This window comes from Aeromonas lusitana, from assembly GCF_002812985.1.
Lineage (GTDB): Bacteria > Pseudomonadota > Gammaproteobacteria > Enterobacterales > Aeromonadaceae > Aeromonas > Aeromonas lusitana.
In genome coordinates, this window is record NZ_PGCP01000015.1 from 59,816 (window position 1) to 76,182 (window position 16,367).

Here is a 16,367-nt window from a genome sequence, read left to right on the forward strand (position 1 = left end):
CCCCGGCCGGTATCACGTTTGGGAGTTTGGTGATGGCGATAGCCTCCAGTGCCTACAAGAAAGCCCTCGAGGGCAGCCAGCAGCGTAAAGAAGTGCTGGTCAAAATAGACAGGGTTAGCAAGCAGTTCGACGAAACGCTGGCGGTCGATAACGTGTCTCTCAACATCCACAAGGGCGAGATCTTCGCCCTGCTGGGTGGTTCCGGCTCCGGCAAGTCGACCTTGCTGCGGATGCTGGCCGGGTTCGAGCGTCCCACCGAGGGGCGCCTGTTCCTGGACGGGGTCGACATTACCGACATGCCGCCCTACGAGCGTCCGATCAACATGATGTTCCAGTCCTACGCCCTGTTCCCTCACATGACGGTGGCCCAGAATATCGCCTTCGGCCTCAAGCAGGACAGTCTGGCCAAAAGCGAGATCGATGCCAGGGTGGAGGAGATGCTCAAGCTGGTGCAGATGACCCAGTATGCCCGTCGCAAGCCCCATCAGCTCTCCGGTGGCCAGCGCCAGCGGGTGGCACTGGCGCGCTCCCTGGCCAAGCGGCCCAAGCTGCTGCTGCTGGATGAGCCCATGGGGGCCCTGGACAAGAAGCTGCGCTCCCAGATGCAACTAGAACTGGTCGAAATCATCGAGCGGGTCGGCGTGACCTGCGTCATGGTGACCCACGATCAGGAAGAGGCCATGACCATGGCCGAGCGGATCGCCATCATGCACCTCGGTTGCATCGAGCAGATCGGCAGCCCGATGGACATCTACGAGACCCCGGCCAGCCGGCTGGTGTGCGAGTTCATCGGCAACGTCAACCTGTTTGACGGCCTGCTGGTGGAAGATGAGCAGGACCACGCCACCATAGCCTGTGCGGATCTGGAGCAGCCCATCTACGTGGGCCACGGCATCAGCTCCCGCGCCGAGAACAAGAAGGTAAGCTATGCCCTGCGCCCCGAGAAGTTGCTGATGAGCACCCAGAAGCCGAGCGATCTGGAGCATCCCGACTTCAACTGGACCAAGGGGCTGGTCTATGACATCGCCTACCTCGGCGGTCACTCCGTTTATCACATCCAGTTGCCTTCGGGCAAAATCGTGCAGGCCTTCATCGCCAACGCCGAACGCCACGGCAAGCGGCCGACCTGGGATGACCAGGTGTTCCTCTACTGGGAAGATGACAGCGGCGTGGTATTGCAATCATGAAGGCATTGAGACGACTGAAGAAACTGGGCGGGCGCCAGCTGGTGATCGGCATCCCGTTCTTCTGGCTGTTCCTGTTCTTCCTGCTGCCCTTCATCATAGTGGTGAAGATCAGCTTCGCCGAAGCGGACGTGGCCATCCCGCCCTACACGGACGTGGTGAGCTGGGCCGACGATCAGCTCACCATCTTGCTGCACATGGGCAACTACCTGCTGCTGCAGGAGGATGAGCTCTATATCGCGGCCTATCTGGGCTCCCTCAAGATGGCCTTCGTCAGCACCATACTCTGCCTGCTGATCGGCTACCCCATGGCTTATTCCATTGCCCGGGCCAACAAGGAGACCCAGACAGTTCTGCTGCTGCTCATCATGATGCCGACCTGGACCGCGATCCTGATCCGGGTCTACGCCTGGATGGGGATCCTCAGCAACAACGGGCTGCTCAACAGCCTGCTGATGGGCATAGGCATCATCAATGAGCCATTGCAGATCCTCAACACCAACCTGGCGGTCTACATCGGCATCGTTTACTCCTACCTGCCGTTCATGGTGCTGCCGCTCTACGCCAACCTGGTGAAGCATGACCAGAGCCTGTTGGAGGCGGCCTCGGATCTTGGCGCCCGCAACCTGACCCGGTTCTGGCAGATCACGGTGCCGCTTTCCAAGAACGGCATCATCGCCGGCTGCATGCTGGTGTTTATCCCGGTGGTGGGTGAATTCGTCATCCCGGAACTGCTTGGCGGTCCGGAGACCCTGATGATCGGCAAGGTGCTGTGGCAGGAGTTCTTCAACAACCGTGACTGGCCGGTGGCCTCCGCCCTGGCGGTGGTGATGCTGGCGGTGTTGATCGTTCCCATCATCCTGTTCAACCGCAACCAGGCGAAGGAATTGGAGGGCAAGGTATGAAGACGGCGCTGTTGATTGTCCCCGTACCATCCCTGTTCAACCGCAACCAGGCGAAAGAGCCGGAGGGTAAAGTATGAAGCGCTTCGGTTTTGCCAAGCTGATGCTGTGGCTTGGGCTGCTGTTCATCTATCTGCCCATGATCATCATGGTGATCTACTCCTTCAACGCCTCCAAGCTGGTGACGGTATGGGGTGGCTGGTCCCTGAAGTGGTATTTCGGCCTGCTGGACAACAAGCAACTGATAGGGTCCGTGCTGCGATCTCTCGAGATCGCCTGCTACACCGCCATCGCGGCGGTGGCGCTGGGTACGGTGGCGGCCTTCGTGCTGACCCGGATCCCGCACTTCCGTGGCCGTACCCTGTTCGGTGGCCTGGTGACGGCACCTCTGGTCATGCCAGAGGTGATCACCGGCCTCTCCCTGCTGCTGCTGTTCGTGGCCATGGCCCAACTGGTAGGCTGGCCGGCGGAGCGGGGCATGGTGACCATCTGGATCGCTCACACCACCTTCTGTACCGCCTATGTGGCGATCGTGGTGTCGGCACGACTGCGGGAACTGGATCTCTCCATCGAAGAGGCAGCCATGGATCTGGGGGCCAAACCCTGGAAGGTGTTCTTCCTGATCACCATCCCCATGATCGCCCCCTCGCTGGCGGCGGGTGGCATGATGTCGTTTGCCCTGTCTCTGGATGACCTGGTGCTGGCGAGCTTCGTCTCGGGCCCGGGCTCCACCACCTTGCCAATGGAAGTGTTCTCGGCGGTGCGGCTCGGGGTGAAACCCGAGATCAACGCGGTGGCCAGTTTGATCCTGTTGTCGGTGTCCCTGTTCACCTTCGGCAGCTGGTACCTGATGGCCAAGGCGGAGAAACGCCGCCGTGCCGAAATTGCCATGACCACCCAGATGCAGGCAGTCGCCTGACGTCGTGATAAGATCCGCATTCTCTCATCCCTCAGGAGGATAGAATGCGGATCTCCCTCTTTGTCGGCCAGGGCGCCGAATTGAATCCCGAGCAGGCTCCCGGCCTGGTCAGTGCCATCCACAAGCAAGCCGTCGACAGCCCCCTGTGGTGCGGTTTCCTCGGTCTCGCTGGCGATGAGCAGAGCGACCAGCGCCATCACGGTGGCTCTGAGCGGGCACTGCATTACTATCCCGCCGAACACTATGCCTGGTGGCAGACTTGGCAAACCGCCCTCGGCTTGCCAGCGCCACGCACTCCCTGGCAACCCGCCGCCTTTGGCGAGAACCTCTCAGGCCTTGGACTGAGCGAGGCGCAGGCCTGCATCGGTGACGTCTACCGCCTCGGTGAAGCCCTGATGCAGATAAGCCAGCCGAGATCCCCCTGCTTCAAGCTCAATCAGCGTTTCGGTTACGCCCATCTCTCCCAGGTGATGCAGCTGAGCGGTCGCTGTGGCTGGTTGCTGCGGGTACTGGAAGAGGGTGAGGTTGCACCGGACGCCGAGCTGCAACTTGCTGACAGACCCTATCCCGAGCTGACGGTGAAGCGGGCCGCCGATATCCTGTTCAATCAGGTTCGCAACGAAGCGGATCTGCAACTGATGCTGGACAATCCGGCGCTATCTCCCAACTGGCGTCAGCACGCGGCGAATTGGTTGGAGCATGGGGTCGTGGCCGACTGGCGGCGCCGCCTGCTGGGGCCCGCCGAGTTCCAGCTGCCGTCATAAATGGGCCAAGGCAAGACCCGATCCGGGACTCTTGCCAATCTTTGCGCAAATTGCTGGGTTATTGAGCTAAAAGCCATTTTTTTCTGCCTAACATCAAAAAAGGCTTGTGTCATGTCGGGGCTTTCGGTAGATTCTCGCCCCGCAGACATCGGTGTGTAGCGCAGCTTGGTAGCGCACTTCGTTCGGGACGAAGGGGTCGGAGGTTCGAATCCTCTCACACCGACCACATTAGAAAAGGCCGCTCCATGAGCGGCCTTTTCGCATTTGGATTTCGCCAAGGTTCCCGCAGAGGGTACATCTGTCTGTCTGTCTGTCTGTCTGTCTGTCTGCCAGTCTGCCAGCCGGTGTGGCGCCGCAACGCAGGCAATCATCGCGGGCAATAAAAGGGCCACCGCTCGGTGGCCCACTGGTGGAGTCTGATGTTGACTCCGGCATTCTAGATTGTGGCAGTCTCGTTGTGGGTCTTGTCTATGGTGCCCTCCTTGCGCCATGGGCGCTTGCTCAGATATGCCAGTGTTGATGCCGCAATGCCTTGAAGCCGTGCTGAGTTTGCAGAGCCGCATGCTTGGGGTACTCGCTGATGAAATGTTCGATTCCCTCCATCAGTTGTGCACGCAACGAAGACACGGGCTCATGCCAGGCTTGCAGGCAGAGATGGCCGGGGATCAACTGCTCTCGATACGCTTCCAGCAGTTGTTCTGGCCAGGGCTCGATACCGGAATCATGGCGCAGTAAATAATGGGCGGCGGGTTCACGGGCATAGATGAACTGAACTTGGGCCAGGTCGCGTTGGCTTAGCGTTTGACTACCGATATGGCAGGTCAAATATTTTCCCGTCTTCAGATCCAAGAAGTGACCGCGTTGCCGACAGGCGATAATGCGATACCAAGGCAGGGGTGAACAGAGAGAATACCCCTCAAGCTCCTGTTCCAACCAGTGTCGACACTCGGGAGTATGTACCTCGTCGAGCAGGAGCTCGATCTGTGTCAGCAAGGCTCTGGATGGTTTGGTAGCCAGTGTCGCGCTCATCGTCTGCATTCCTCCCTCTGCACACAATCCCGACTTTCAGTATGGACCCCTGAGCGCGGAGGGGGTAACAATTCTAATGATTAAAATCAGCTTAGAAGTGTAGTTTTTATGCAATAAAGCCCTTAGCCAACGAGATAAGTACCGGTTCCGAAGGCGATGTGAGTCCCTTCTTCGTTGTGCAGTTCCATGCGGGCGACGGCCACCTTGCTGCCAGCGCGGATGATGTGGGCGGTGGCGATGAACTCGTTGCCACGACCAGGGCGCAGGTAGTCGACCCGCAGGTCTATGGTGCCGAGGCGGGAGAAGCGCTCCTTGAGGTAGCTGGGGGAGAAGTCCTCCAGCTCGTCGATACAGGAGGCGGCGACTATCATGCCCCCCGCCACGTCCAGCAGGCTGGCGGTGACGCCGCCGTGCAAGATGTTGTGGAAGGGGTTGCCGATGAGCTTGTCTTCCATCCTGATGCGCAGCTCCACCTTCTCGAAGTCGTAGTGGGTGACCTGCATGCCGATCAGCTTGTTGAACGGCATCCTTTCGGCAAACAGGTTGGCGATGCCACTGAGCGCCATCTTCTTGAGCATGTGTTTCATTCCCTGATCCCAATCCCTGGCGACAAGCCGAGTAAAAACTCCAGCCAGTCTGCAACAGTTCTGTAACAGTCGCAATGGCAGGTTTATTGTGAGCGGCGGCTGCTTTAGAATGGCGACCCCAAAGGAGAGCCCATGACCGCTATCGCCGACATCCAGCCAGACTCTCAGCCCGATGCTGTGCCACAGACGCCGCTTGCCCTGCTGCAGGCTGTGTTCGGCTACCAGCAATTCCGGCCGGGTCAGCTGGAGATCATCGAGCAGATAGTGGCGGGGCGCGATGCCCTGGTGCTCAAGCCCACCGGCGGCGGCAAGTCCCTCTGCTACCAGATCCCGGCCCTGCTGCGCCCCGGTCTGGGGGTGGTGGTCTCGCCCCTTATCTCGCTGATGAAGGATCAGGTGGACAGCCTGCGCGCCAACGGCGTGGCGGCGGCCTACATCAACTCGGCGCTGAGCCGGGAGGAGATGATCCAGAACTTCGCCGCCATGCGCCGTGGCGAGATAAAACTGGTCTATGTCTCGCCGGAGCGCCTGCTGCAGCACGACTTCATGGACCGGTTGGCTGAGCTGCCGCTCGGCCTGTTCGCCATCGACGAGGCCCACTGCGTCTCCCAGTGGGGCCACGATTTCCGACCGGAATACGCGGCGCTCGGGCGGCTCAAGCAGTGGTTCCCCCAGGTGCCCGTGGTGGCGCTCACCGCCACCGCCGACGAGGCGACCCGCAGCGACATGCTGCACCGGCTGGAACTCCACGACCCCTTTATCCACACCGCCAGCTTCGACCGGCCGAACATCCGCTACAGCCTGGTGGAGAAGTTCAAGGCGGCGGAGCAGCTGCTGCGCTACGTGCAGAGCCAGAAGGGCAACTGCGGCATCGTCTACTGCTCCAGCCGCAACCGGGTAGAAGAAGTGGCGGAGCGGCTCTCCCGCCACGGCTGCAAGGCGGCGCCCTACCATGCGGGCCTGCCGCTGGAGCAACGTCTGCGCACCCAGGATGCCTTCCTCAAGGACGACGTCGAAATCGTGGTGGCGACGGTGGCATTCGGCATGGGCATCGACAAGCCGAACGTGCGCTTCGTGGTGCACTACGACATCCCCAAGAACATCGAATCCTATTATCAGGAGACGGGCCGGGCGGGCCGTGACAGCACCCCGGCCGAGGCGCTGCTGCTGTACGATCCCGCCGACATAGGCCGGGTGCGCCGCCTGCTCGACAACATAGAAAACCCGCAGCAACTGCAGGTAGAGCAGTACAAGCTGAACGTGATGGCGGCCTTTGCCGAGGCGCAAACCTGCCGCCGTCAGGTGCTGCTGAACTACTTTGGCGAGTACAACGACAAGCCGTGCGGCAACTGCGACATCTGCCTGGATCCCCCCAAGAGCTATGATGGCACCCAAGATGCCCAGAAGGCGCTCTCCTGCGTCTGGCGGGTGGGGCAGAACTTCGGGGTGGGTTACGTGGTGGAGGTACTGCGCGGCTCCCTTAACCAGCGCATCAAGGATCACGGCCACGACAAGCTGTCGACCTACGGTATCGGCAAGGATCAGAGCCACGAATACTGGATGAGCGTCATCCGCCAACTGATCCACAAGGGACTCTTGACCCAGAACATCACTCGCAACCTGGTGCTGCAATTGACCGAGGCGGCCCGCCCCGTGCTGCGCGGCGAGCTGGCGTTGACCCTGGCGGTGCCACGGCTGCAACCCATCTCCAGTCGTAAGGAGAAGCGCAGCAGCCTGCTCGACAGCGCGAATTACGACAAGCGGCTGTTCAAGGAGCTGCGCAATTTGCGCAAGCAGATCGCCGAAGAGGAAGAAGTGCCGCCCTACGTGGTGTTCAACGACGCGACTCTGGTAGAGATGGCGCAGCTGATGCCCATGACCGAGGACGAGATGCTGGCGGTGAACGGGGTCGGCCACCGCAAGCTGGAGCGCTTCGGTGAGGCCTTTATGGACCTGATTATCGAGTACTGCCGCCGATAGCAGAGCGGCTCAGAAAGACGAGCCACCACCGGTAGCAGGGCCACTTACAAAGGCAGCCGCCGTTAGCAGAACTATGCGGGTGGAGATGCGGTCGACGATAATGTCCATGATCGAAGGCGAGTAACTAATGCCCAATCGGGTGGCCGACCCTCTCGTCAAAGGCAGTTTAACGAACTGCCTTGTGCGTATTTGGTGAACTAATTCACTGCCACAGTGATATTTTTCACTACTTCAAGCCAGCATAGTAAGCCGCCAGGTTCTCCATATCCGCCTCGGTCAGCGCCGCCATAAAGGGGGCCATCATGGGATCCTTGCGCTGACCGTCCTTGAACGCCTTCAACTGCTTGACGAGATAGGGGGCGTTCTGGCCCGCCAGGTTGGGATAGACGGGCACGCTGGCCTTGCCCTCGGGTCCATGACAGGCGGCGCACAGCACGGCCTTCGCCTCGCCTGCCACCACATCGGCCGCATTGGCGAAGTGGCCGTATATCAGTGCCAGCAGGGGCAGGGCATAGACCCATTTTTGCATCTTCACTTCCTCGATTTGAAATAGCGGTATCGACCGTTGGCCCAAGAGGGGCCGGCGGCGGTATAAAGAGAGACACGAGCATACGCAGGGACGACCCGCACCACCATGAAGCTGATCAATACTTTCGCCACCGAACTGCCCTGGGCCTGCGAGCCCGTGGCGCCCCAGCCGCTGCACAACGCCAGGCTCTTGCATCTCAACCACGACTTGCTGCGCGAGCTGGGGCTGGAGGGGGTCGCTGAGGCGGACTGGCTCGCCTGTTGCGGCCTGGGCCAGCCGCTGGCAACCATGCAGCCGGTGGCCCAGGTCTATGCGGGTCACCAGTTCGGTGGCTACAGCCCGCGCCTGGGGGATGGCCGCGCCATGCTGCTCGGGGAGCAGCAAGCGCCCGATGGCAGCCGCTGGGATCTGCACCTGAAGGGGGCGGGCAAGACCCCCTTCTCCCGCTTCGGCGACGGTCGCGCCGTGCTGCGCTCCAGCATCCGCGAATACCTGGCTTCGGAGGCGCTGCATGCCCTCGGCATCCCCACCACCCGCGCCCTGGTGCTGGTGGGCAGCGAGGAGCCCATCTATCGGGAGCAGGTGGAGGCTGGGGCGACCGTGCTGCGCACCGCGCCGAGTCACCTGCGCTTCGGTCACTTCGAATATTTCGCCTGGAGTGGCCAGGGGGAGAAGATCCCGGCCCTCATCGACTATGCCCTGCGCCACCACTTCCCGGACTTGGCAAGCGGCGCCGAGCTGTTCGCCGAGGTGGTGCGCCGCACCGCGCGGCTCATCGCCAAGTGGCAGGCCGCCGGCTTCTGCCACGGAGTGATGAACACAGACAACATGTCCCTGCTCGGGCTGACCCTGGATTACGGCCCCTACGGCTTTATCGACGCCTATGTGCCTGATTTCGTGTGCAATCACTCGGATCCTGGCGGTCGCTACGCGCTGGATCAGCAGCCGGCGGTCGGCTATTGGAACCTGCAAAAACTCGCCCAGGCGCTGGCGGATCAGGTGGATGGCGAGGCCCTGGCCGGGGCCTTGGCCCAGTACGAGCACCTACTGATGCTGCACTACTCGGAGCTGATGCGTGAAAAACTCGGCCTGGGCACCTGGGAGGATCAGGATCCGGCCCTGTTCCGCGAGCTGTTCCAACTGCTGGCAAGCCAACGGGTGGACTATCACCTCTTCCTGCGCCGCCTGGGCGAGCTGACCCTGGAGGGTGGCTGGCCTGCGCCCTTGTTGGCGCTGCTACCGGATCCCGCCCTCTGGCAGGGGTGGTTGACCCAGTATCGTGAGCGGCTGGTGCGAGAAGGCAGCGACGACAATGCCCGCAAGGGGCGGATGGACGCCGTCAATCCCAAATACGTGCTGCGCAACGCCCTGGCCCAGCAGGTGATAGAGGCCGCCGAGGGGGGCGACATGGCGCCGTTCGAGCGGCTGTTTGCGGCCCTGCGACACCCCTATGACGAGCAACCGGAATACGAGGATCTCGCCACCCCGGCCCCCGCCTGGTATTGCGGCGGCGAGCTCTCTTGCAGCAGTTGAGGGATAAGAGATGAATTGGCGTATCACGCAGATAGACACAGAATCAGCCGTGCTGATGCTGGACTGCCCCGGCCTCTGCTGGGACAACTTCCCCACCCTGGCCGAGGCCCTGTTGCAGGAGTGGGAGCTCGAATCCGTCGAGCGGGATTGGGGCGCCGATCGCCACGACTGGCGAGTGGTGTTTGAAGGCAGCCCGCTGCGGCTGGAGTTTGAGCATCACAGCGGCTGCTGGTTGTCTGCCGTACACCCGGCCGATCGTGACGTGGTGCTCTGGCTCGGTCGCCAGCACCAGGCCTAGTCTCGCCAGGCCAGATGGGCTCGCTCCCATGCCTGTGACCGGCCGTTGTCACAGGCGGGAGCCATCGCATAAGGATTGAACTATCGGTGGTGGGGCGTATAATCTCGCCCCTCAATTATCGCCATGGTGGCGGTATGGGTTCCCTAACCCCATTAACCAAAAAGGTCACAATATGAATCTGACCCCTGCTCAGCACCAGACGGCGCTGGTGCGTCTCTCTTTGTTCCACATCCTGATCATCGCCAGCAGCAACTACCTGGTGCAGCTGCCGATCACCATCTTTGGCTTCCACACCACCTGGGGCGCCTTCAGCTTCCCGTTCATCTTCCTGGCCACCGACTTGACGGTGCGGATCTTCGGCGCAGGGCTTGCCCGCAAGATCATCCAGACGGTGATGCTGCCGGCGCTGGCGGTCTCCTACGTGCTCTCCGTGCTGTTCTTCGAGGGCAGCTATCAGGGCATGGGCAACCTGGCGGAGTTCAACCTCTTTGTTGCACGAATTGCGTTAGCCAGCTTTATGGCCTATTTGGTGGGCCAGTTCATGGACGTGGTGGTGTTCAACCGCCTGCGCCTGCTCAAGGCCTGGTGGGTGGCACCGGCGGCCTCGACCCTGTTTGGCAACCTGGTGGATACCATCGCCTTCTTCAGCATCGCCTTCTGGCGCAGCACGGATCCCTTCATGGCCGAGCACTGGGTCGAGATAGCGACCGTGGACTATGTGTTCAAGTTGCTGATAAGCCTTGGGTTGTTCGTGCCGCTCTACGGCGTCTTGCTGCGCTACCTCAGCCGCAAGCTGGTGGGAGAGGCCGGTATCAGCGGCCTGCAGGGCGCGGCCCGTCAGGCCTGATGAAGATGACCACCCTGGGGTGGTCATTTTTTTTGCATTTTTTATAAATAAAACTTGCACAGTTAAATGAGAATGATTATTGTTAACTTGTTTTCCGGGAAAGACTTCATTCGTTCCAACGTGATGGACTTCTTGTGAAGGCACGACATTGCTCACATTGCTTCCAGTTAAGGGGCCAGTAGTTTACTGGCCCTCTTTTTTTGTCTTTTTTCAGCCACTTGCCGCCAAATGACGGGCATAAAAAATGGGAGCCAAGGCTCCCATCTTCAGTCTGTGTCGGCTTATTCGATGTCGAGGGCATCGGGGGAGAGGATCACCCCGGTGGTGTCGGCATAGAGGTGATCGTCCGGCAGGAAGGTGACGCCGCCGAAGTTGACCGGCAGATCGGTCTCACCCACGTCCTTGCTGTCGGCACCGACCGGGATGGCGGCCAGGGCCTGGATGCCAATGTCGAGATCCTCCAGGATGTCGACCTCGCGCACGCAGCCGTAGCAGACGATGCCTTCCCACTCGTTCTCCGCCGCCGTGGTGGCGATCTCGCTGTCGATCAGGGCCCGGCGCATGGAGCCGCCGCCATCGATCAGCAAGACGCGACCGACGCCGTTCTCCTTGACCAGTTCACGGATGAGGCCATTCGATTCGAAGCATTTGACCGTGGTGATGACGCCGCCGAAAGAGGCGCGACCGCCGAAGGAGCAGAGCATGGGTTCGAGTACATCCACCATGTCCTGATAGATGTCGCACAGTTCTGAAGTGTTGTATTCCATTGTGTCAGATCCACCGCTGGAAACAGGTGGATCCAGTATAAGGAGTGGGGTTGGCATTTCAATGAATATTCCTTGAACGGACATATGGATAACGTATTCTGCACGCGCTCCATGCCGCCCATTCAGCACAAGCCAGAGGTTTATCATGCTGATCCGCCACAAGTTGATATTGAATACTGTTCTGGTTGCCGCCGCCATGCTGACCCTGAGCGGTCTGTTCCTCTACGCCAGCCAGGAGAGTCGCCACATGATGGCGGCGCAGCGGCAGCTGGATGGGCTCGAGTTGGCCATGTTGAACCTGAGGCGGGCCGAGCAGGACTTCCTGCTGCACAAGGATCCGGCCGTCGTCGACCGCTTCAATGCGGGACTGGCCGACACCCATACTCTGGCTCAGTCTCTCGGCATGGATGAGAGCATAGGCGCAGGCCAGAGCGGGCTGGCCGAACTGGATCGCCAGGTCGGTGCCTATGGCAAGGCCTTCAACGAGCTGGTTGCACAGCAGCAGAAGATAGGGCTGGGGCCGGAAGATGGCCTATACGGCCAGCTGAGGGCGGCGGTACACAAGGTGGAAGAGGCGCTCAAGGCGCAGGATCAGCAGGCTCTGCTCATCACCATGTTACAACTGAGGCGGGCGGAGAAGGATTTCATGTTGCGCTCCGACATCCAGTATCTGGCCCGCTTCCAGACCCTGCATGATGCCTTCCAGCAGGGGCTCGGCAGCTTGCCCGAGGATCAGCGCAGCGGGCTCGAGCAGGCCAGCGCCCAGTACCGACAGGATTTCGTCGCCCTGGTGCAGGGCATGCAGGTGCTGGGGCTGGATGAGACCTCCGGGCTGCGCGGCCAGATGCGCACCCTGGTGCAGCAGGTCGAGTCGGGCCTCAATGGAGTCGCTCGTCAGGTTGCCGACGAGCTGGCCCGCCAGAGCGCGAGTTTCAACCGCCTGATGCTGGCGTGCGGGGCCCTGATCATCCTGCTCATCGGCGCCATGAGCGTGCTGCTGGGGCGCAGCATCGACAGGCCCATCGCGCGGGTCAATGACACAGTCAACCGCATCCGCCAGGACAACGACCTGCGCCTTAGGATCGCCCTGAAGGGGGATGACGAGATGGCGCAGCTGGCGGGTAATCTGGACGTGATGCTGGATGGCTTCCGTCACCTCATCGGGGACGTGAAGCAGAGCGTGAATACCCTGACCGGGGCGGCGGATCACCTCTCCGACAACGTGCGCCGTACCAGCGAGGGGGCCCAGCGCCAGTTGCAGGAGACGGATCTGGTGGCGACGGCCTCCACCGAGATGGGCTCCACCATAGAGGAGATAGCCCGCAGCACCGAGCAGGCCGCCAGCGATGCCGCCGCCACCAATCACAAGGCGAGCGAAGGGCGCGGCGCGGTGCAGCAGACCGTCAACCAGATCCATGCCCTCGCCACCAATCTGGAGCAGGCCTCCGGCGAGGTTGCCCAGTTGCAGAAAGAGAGCGAGACCATCGGCTCCGTGCTGGGGGTGATCCGGGGCATCGCGGATCAGACCAATTTGCTGGCCCTCAATGCGGCTATCGAGGCGGCGCGGGCGGGGGAGCAGGGCCGTGGCTTTGCCGTGGTGGCGGACGAGGTGCGCAGCCTTGCCATCCGCACCCAGCAATCGACCCAGGAGATCGCCGGCATCATCCACTCCTTGCAGCAGCAGACCGACAACATAGTGGGGCGGATGGCAACCTGCCGGGAGCAGGGCAGCGGCAGCTCCCAACAGGCGGCCGCGGCGGGAGAACTGCTCGACCAGATCACAGAGGATGTCACCCGCATCATGGACATGAGCACCCAGATCGCCGCCGCCATCGAGCAGCAGAGCCTGGTGGCCAACGAGGTGAATCGCAACGTCAGCAATATCCGTGACATAGCCCAGGAGTCGAGCCTGATGGCACAGGACAACGCCAGCTCCAGCCAGGGGCTGAGCGAGCAGGCTCGGCTGTTGACGCTGGCGGTGGAGCAATACCGGGTCTGAGGGGCCGAGCCGCTTGAATTGAAAAAGGGAGCCTTGATGGCTCCCTTTTTTATGGACGACGAGGGGCGCTAGAGCAGGAACAGGGTCGCGAGGCCGAGGAAGATGAAGAAGCCACCTGTGTCCGTGATGGCGGTGATCATCACGCTGGCCCCCACCGCCGGATCCCGGCCGAGCCGGGTCATGGTCATGGGGATGATGACCCCCATCAGGGCCGCTAGCAGCAGGTTCAGCATCATGGCCAGCGTCATCACGGCGCCAAGCTCTGCGTCCTGATAGAGGAAGTAGGTGGCGACCCCCATGGTGCCCCCCCACACCAGGCCGTTGACCAGCGCCACCCCGAGCTCACGCCACAACAGGAAGGAGGCGTTGCCCGGCTGGATGTGCTGCAGCGCCAGCGCCCGCACTATCATGGTGATGGTCTGGTTGCCGGTGTTGCCGCCGATCCCCGCGACTATGGGCATCAGGGCCGCCAGCGCCACCAGTTGCGAGATGCTGTGCTCGAACAGGCCTATGACCCGGGAGGCCAGGAAGGCGGTACAGAGATTGAGTGCGAGCCAGGCCCAGCGTGTCTTGACCGCCTTGGCGACCGGGGCAAAGATGTCCTCATCTTCGCTGATCCCCCCCATGCGACGCAGATCCGTGTCGCTCTCCTCGTAGACCAGATCCACCACCTCGGCGACGGTGAGCCGGCCCATCAGCTTGCCCTTGGCATCCACCACGGCGGCGGAGACGAGATCGTCCCGCTCGAAGGTACGGGCAGCCGCCTCGTCGTTGTCTTCCGGATCGAAGGTGACGGGGTCTTTCTCCATCACGTCTTTGACCAGGGTGTCCGGCTTGTGCAGCAGCACTGTGGTGAGCGGCAGCTCCCCCTGCAGCCGGTTGCGGCGGTCGGTGACGAACAGCTTGTCGGTGTTGGCGGGGATCTTGCCAAGCAGGCGCAGGTAACGCTGCACCGCCGCCAGGCTTATCTCGGCGCGCACCGTGATGAGCTCGAAGTCCATCATGGCGCCGACCGTGTGCTTGCCGTAGCGGATCACCTCCCGCACCCGGTCGCGCTGCTCCGGGGCCATGGAGGTGAGCAGCCGCCCCATCAGGTTGCGGGGCAGGTATTGGCCGAGGTAGATCTGATCGTCGATGTCGAGGCTGCGCAGGGCGTGCAGCAGCTCCTTGTCGCTCATGTCGCTGATGAGACTGTCCCACACCGTCTCCGACGCCTCCACCAGGATCTGGCCGTGGCGCTCGGGATCCACCTGTTGCCAGAGCGCGTGACGCTCGTCCGGCGGCAGGGATTCCAGTGCATCGGCAACGTCGGCGGCCGGCAGGCTGTTGACCAGCTGCGTCAGCTCGCGGGTCTGATCCCGCAGCTCGGCATCCTGCCCCCCTTGTGGGTCGAGCAGACTGTCGGTGAGAGCATCGTCGGCCAGCAGCAGGGTGAGGATGCGGGATCTGTCGTGTTCACGCTGTTTGGCGCTGTTCTTGACGGGGAGAGACATGCAACAGGATTCCTGAATTCGAATACGATGGGCCCTATGGCCATGTCCCATAGGATACCAGACTCAAAACAAGAGGTTATGACGGTAAGGCAAGGAAAGTGAGGTATTTGGAAAATGGGATCTATGGGCACGACCCCATGAATAGGAAGGCCTGCTTGAGCAGGCCTTCCCAGCGCTAGATAAAAGTCACAGGATGGATCGTCGTCATAGTCCCCTGTGGCAACTGTTTTATCTAGATCCTCAGCAAGTTAGGTGCCGGGTCAAACAAGGTGTTCTTGGAGATGGGCTTCAGTCGCTGTTCCACATCATCGATGAAACGCTCAAGCCAGGCCTCCAGCGAGCTTCTATCTATGCCTTGCAGAGGCTGCTGAGACCAGAGGATGGATTGTCCATCCAGGTGACCTTGGACATGGGCCGGCCAATGAGCCCCAAACAGGTTATCGCTCTGGGGAGCATGCGGCCCCAGCTCACAGAAGAGCTGCAACCACTCTTCCTGATAGCAGCCTATCAGCACTTGGAACTGGCCATTGACCTCCAGTGTATACACGCCTTCTTCGCTGCTCATGGCGGCTAATCCCAGGTGTTCGAAAAGCCCTGAGAGCAGCTCGTGGTAGGCTTTTTCGTTCATGCAGCACCGCCTTTAAAGCTGTAGACCTCATACTCCTGGCCCAATCCGATTTCCATGTTGTATTTGGACCCCGGCCAGAATGCATCGGAGAACCAGGTTCCGAAACTCTGCTTGTCGGGGAAGTGGAACTCGCCGAAATTGGGGTCAAAGAAGGTGACCCCTTGATGCTCATCCACATGGGCGGCTACCGTGTGTCCGGCCATCTTGCCCATAAAGCTGATTTTCTTGTACTCGGACGTTTCGCCATTGGTATCCAGAATGGATGCTATCAACTTGGCTGGGCCTTGTGATCCCGTGTCACCAGATGCTCTCATCGCCGGGTATCCGCTCATCGTCATCCGTGGCTCAACACTGTTCTCTTTGAGCCAATTGCTGGTCACTCTGGCTTGATCCTCACCCTGGATACCGTCCATCTGCAGTTGTTTGATGGAGACCAGGGTGTCGATCTGGAACTGCCCTTTCTGTCCCCCGGTATAGAGTTTGTCAAAAATGCTCACTCCCTTGGCGTGGGCGCTGATCCAGTGGGCCGAGATGGATTCGCAGACACCACCTGAGGTCTCGCTGTGTTTCATTATCTCCCCAAGGAAGGCCCCCTTGGTCTGGGCAAACTTGAAGGTGACTGAGCCACCATGTTGAGGCACGGAGTCGCGCACAGTGCCCAAGAACATACGGACACCCAGATGGATCAATCGATCCTTGATCATGCTGAAACTGAAACGGCTGGTCTGATTCGGCTTGCCATCGCTGGTCAGCTGGCGATCAAGCAAGGAGTGGCCTGGCATGTTGCGTTGCACCGCCGCGGAGAGTCGCTGTAGCAGGCCCGGACGCGGGCTGGCATTTTGCAATATGTGTTTTGCCAGTGGGCCTTCACTGGTGGCTATCCCCACCTGCTTGGCTGGGGCCTGGGG

At 61.0% G+C, this 16,367-nt stretch carries 16 protein-coding genes and 1 tRNA gene; 10 read left to right on the forward strand and 7 right to left on the reverse strand.

The window, feature by feature from the left end:
- The first annotated feature begins 32 nt into the window (after positions 1 to 32).
- From potA to CUC44_RS10745, 5 genes are all read left to right on the forward strand, one after another.
- Entirely contained in the window at positions 33 to 1,187 is a 1,155-nt protein-coding gene (gene potA / locus CUC44_RS10725; RefSeq protein WP_100859949.1) for a polyamine ABC transporter ATP-binding protein, read from the forward strand.
- Positions 1,184 to 2,089: an ABC transporter permease subunit gene (locus CUC44_RS10730; RefSeq protein ID WP_100859950.1), complete on the forward strand. Its 906-nt coding sequence runs from the start codon at positions 1,184 to 1,186 to the stop codon at positions 2,087 to 2,089. The genes potA and CUC44_RS10730 overlap by 4 nt, the downstream gene beginning before the upstream one ends.
- A 73-nt stretch (positions 2,090 to 2,162) precedes the next feature.
- Positions 2,163 to 3,005 carry an ABC transporter permease subunit gene (locus CUC44_RS10735; protein ID WP_100859951.1) on the forward strand — a complete coding sequence of 281 codons (843 nt, stop codon included), beginning with the start codon at positions 2,163 to 2,165 and terminating at the stop codon, positions 3,003 to 3,005.
- A 44-nt stretch (positions 3,006 to 3,049) separates the two neighbouring features.
- Entirely contained in the window at positions 3,050 to 3,769 is a 720-nt protein-coding gene (locus tag CUC44_RS10740) for an MOSC domain-containing protein (protein ID WP_100859952.1), read from the forward strand.
- 149 nt (positions 3,770 to 3,918) lie between these two features.
- Positions 3,919 to 3,995: transfer RNA gene (locus CUC44_RS10745), tRNA-Pro, on the forward strand.
- A gap of 275 nt (positions 3,996 to 4,270) precedes the next feature.
- Here the strand turns inward: CUC44_RS10745 and CUC44_RS10750 are convergent.
- Both CUC44_RS10750 and CUC44_RS10755 read right to left on the reverse strand, forming a co-directional pair.
- Positions 4,271 to 4,798, reverse strand: a complete 528-nt coding sequence (locus CUC44_RS10750; protein WP_100859953.1) for an AbiTii domain-containing protein — start codon at positions 4,796 to 4,798, stop codon at positions 4,271 to 4,273.
- 122 nt (positions 4,799 to 4,920) lie between these two features.
- Complete coding sequence (locus tag CUC44_RS10755) at positions 4,921 to 5,385, reverse strand: thioesterase family protein (protein WP_167388867.1); 465 nt, start codon at positions 5,383 to 5,385, stop codon at positions 4,921 to 4,923.
- A 132-nt stretch (positions 5,386 to 5,517) separates the two neighbouring features.
- Here CUC44_RS10755 and recQ point away from each other — a divergent pair, with 132 nt between their 5' ends.
- Entirely contained in the window at positions 5,518 to 7,365 is a 1,848-nt protein-coding gene (recQ, locus tag CUC44_RS10760; RefSeq protein WP_100859955.1) for an ATP-dependent DNA helicase RecQ, read from the forward strand.
- Between the two features lie 226 nt (positions 7,366 to 7,591).
- On the opposite strand, the gene CUC44_RS10765 is transcribed toward recQ, so the two are convergent.
- Entirely contained in the window at positions 7,592 to 7,894 is a 303-nt protein-coding gene (locus tag CUC44_RS10765) for a c-type cytochrome (protein ID WP_100859956.1), read from the reverse strand.
- 105 nt (positions 7,895 to 7,999) lie between these two features.
- On the opposite strand from CUC44_RS10765, the gene CUC44_RS10770 reads away from it, so the two are divergent.
- The 3 genes from CUC44_RS10770 (at position 8,000) to CUC44_RS10780 (ending at position 10,572) form a co-directional block, all read left to right on the forward strand.
- Entirely contained in the window at positions 8,000 to 9,427 is a 1,428-nt protein-coding gene (locus CUC44_RS10770) for a protein adenylyltransferase SelO (RefSeq protein WP_100859957.1), read from the forward strand.
- A gap of 10 nt (positions 9,428 to 9,437) precedes the next feature.
- Positions 9,438 to 9,725 carry a DUF3630 family protein gene (locus CUC44_RS10775; protein WP_100859958.1) on the forward strand — a complete coding sequence of 96 codons (288 nt, stop codon included), beginning with the start codon at positions 9,438 to 9,440 and terminating at the stop codon, positions 9,723 to 9,725.
- A 172-nt stretch (positions 9,726 to 9,897) separates the two neighbouring features.
- Entirely contained in the window at positions 9,898 to 10,572 is a 675-nt protein-coding gene (locus CUC44_RS10780) for a 7-cyano-7-deazaguanine/7-aminomethyl-7-deazaguanine transporter (protein ID WP_100859959.1), read from the forward strand.
- A 281-nt stretch (positions 10,573 to 10,853) separates the two neighbouring features.
- On the opposite strand, the gene rraA is transcribed toward CUC44_RS10780, so the two are convergent.
- On the reverse strand, positions 10,854 to 11,339 hold the full coding sequence (gene rraA, locus CUC44_RS10785; RefSeq protein WP_005306574.1) for a ribonuclease E activity regulator RraA: 486 nt from the start codon (positions 11,337 to 11,339) through the stop codon (positions 10,854 to 10,856).
- 145 nt (positions 11,340 to 11,484) lie between these two features.
- Here rraA and CUC44_RS10790 point away from each other — a divergent pair, with 145 nt between their 5' ends.
- On the forward strand, positions 11,485 to 13,338 hold the full coding sequence (locus CUC44_RS10790) for a methyl-accepting chemotaxis protein (RefSeq protein ID WP_100859960.1): 1,854 nt from the start codon (positions 11,485 to 11,487) through the stop codon (positions 13,336 to 13,338).
- Between the two features lie 68 nt (positions 13,339 to 13,406).
- On the opposite strand, the gene mgtE is transcribed toward CUC44_RS10790, so the two are convergent.
- From mgtE to CUC44_RS10805, 3 genes are all read right to left on the reverse strand, one after another.
- Positions 13,407 to 14,831, reverse strand: coding sequence for a magnesium transporter (gene mgtE, locus CUC44_RS10795; RefSeq protein WP_100859961.1), 1,425 nt, complete (start codon positions 14,829 to 14,831; stop codon positions 13,407 to 13,409).
- A gap of 232 nt (positions 14,832 to 15,063) precedes the next feature.
- Positions 15,064 to 15,459 (reverse strand): CesT family type III secretion system chaperone, encoded by a 396-nt coding sequence (locus tag CUC44_RS10800; protein WP_100859962.1) that lies wholly within the window; start codon positions 15,457 to 15,459, stop codon positions 15,064 to 15,066.
- Positions 15,456 to 16,241: a YopT-type cysteine protease domain-containing protein gene (locus CUC44_RS10805; protein WP_244166765.1), complete on the reverse strand. Its 786-nt coding sequence runs from the start codon at positions 16,239 to 16,241 to the stop codon at positions 15,456 to 15,458. Before CUC44_RS10805 ends, CUC44_RS10800 begins: the two co-directional genes overlap by 4 nt.
- Positions 16,242 to 16,367 lie beyond the last annotated feature (126 nt).

Bases quoted from the DNA above. Each gene is read 5' to 3' on its own strand.
- CUC44_RS10770 (WP_100859957.1), top strand. From the start codon at position 8,000: ATGAAGCTGATCAATACTTTCGCCACCGAACTGCCCTGGGCCTGCGAG.
- CUC44_RS10735 (WP_100859951.1), top strand. From the start codon at position 2,163: ATGAAGCGCTTCGGTTTTGCCAAGCTGATGCTGTGGCTTGGGCTGCTG.
- CUC44_RS10780 (WP_100859959.1), top strand. From the start codon at position 9,898: ATGAATCTGACCCCTGCTCAGCACCAGACGGCGCTGGTGCGTCTCTCT.
- rraA (WP_005306574.1), bottom strand. From the start codon at position 11,339: ATGGAATACAACACTTCAGAACTGTGCGACATCTATCAGGACATGGTG.
- CUC44_RS10750 (WP_100859953.1), bottom strand. From the start codon at position 4,798: ATGAGCGCGACACTGGCTACCAAACCATCCAGAGCCTTGCTGACACAG.
- CUC44_RS10765 (WP_100859956.1), bottom strand. From the start codon at position 7,894: ATGCAAAAATGGGTCTATGCCCTGCCCCTGCTGGCACTGATATACGGC.
- CUC44_RS10775 (WP_100859958.1), top strand. From the start codon at position 9,438: ATGAATTGGCGTATCACGCAGATAGACACAGAATCAGCCGTGCTGATG.
- potA (WP_100859949.1), top strand. From the start codon at position 33: ATGGCGATAGCCTCCAGTGCCTACAAGAAAGCCCTCGAGGGCAGCCAG.
- recQ (WP_100859955.1), top strand. From the start codon at position 5,518: ATGACCGCTATCGCCGACATCCAGCCAGACTCTCAGCCCGATGCTGTG.
- CUC44_RS10730 (WP_100859950.1), top strand. From the start codon at position 1,184: ATGAAGGCATTGAGACGACTGAAGAAACTGGGCGGGCGCCAGCTGGTG.
- CUC44_RS10800 (WP_100859962.1), bottom strand. From the start codon at position 15,459: ATGAACGAAAAAGCCTACCACGAGCTGCTCTCAGGGCTTTTCGAACAC.
- CUC44_RS10755 (WP_167388867.1), bottom strand. From the start codon at position 5,385: ATGAAACACATGCTCAAGAAGATGGCGCTCAGTGGCATCGCCAACCTG.
- CUC44_RS10740 (WP_100859952.1), top strand. From the start codon at position 3,050: ATGCGGATCTCCCTCTTTGTCGGCCAGGGCGCCGAATTGAATCCCGAG.
- mgtE (WP_100859961.1), bottom strand. From the start codon at position 14,831: ATGTCTCTCCCCGTCAAGAACAGCGCCAAACAGCGTGAACACGACAGA.
- CUC44_RS10790 (WP_100859960.1), top strand. From the start codon at position 11,485: ATGCTGATCCGCCACAAGTTGATATTGAATACTGTTCTGGTTGCCGCC.
- CUC44_RS10805 (WP_244166765.1), bottom strand. From the start codon at position 16,241: ATGCCAGGCCACTCCTTGCTTGATCGCCAGCTGACCAGCGATGGCAAG.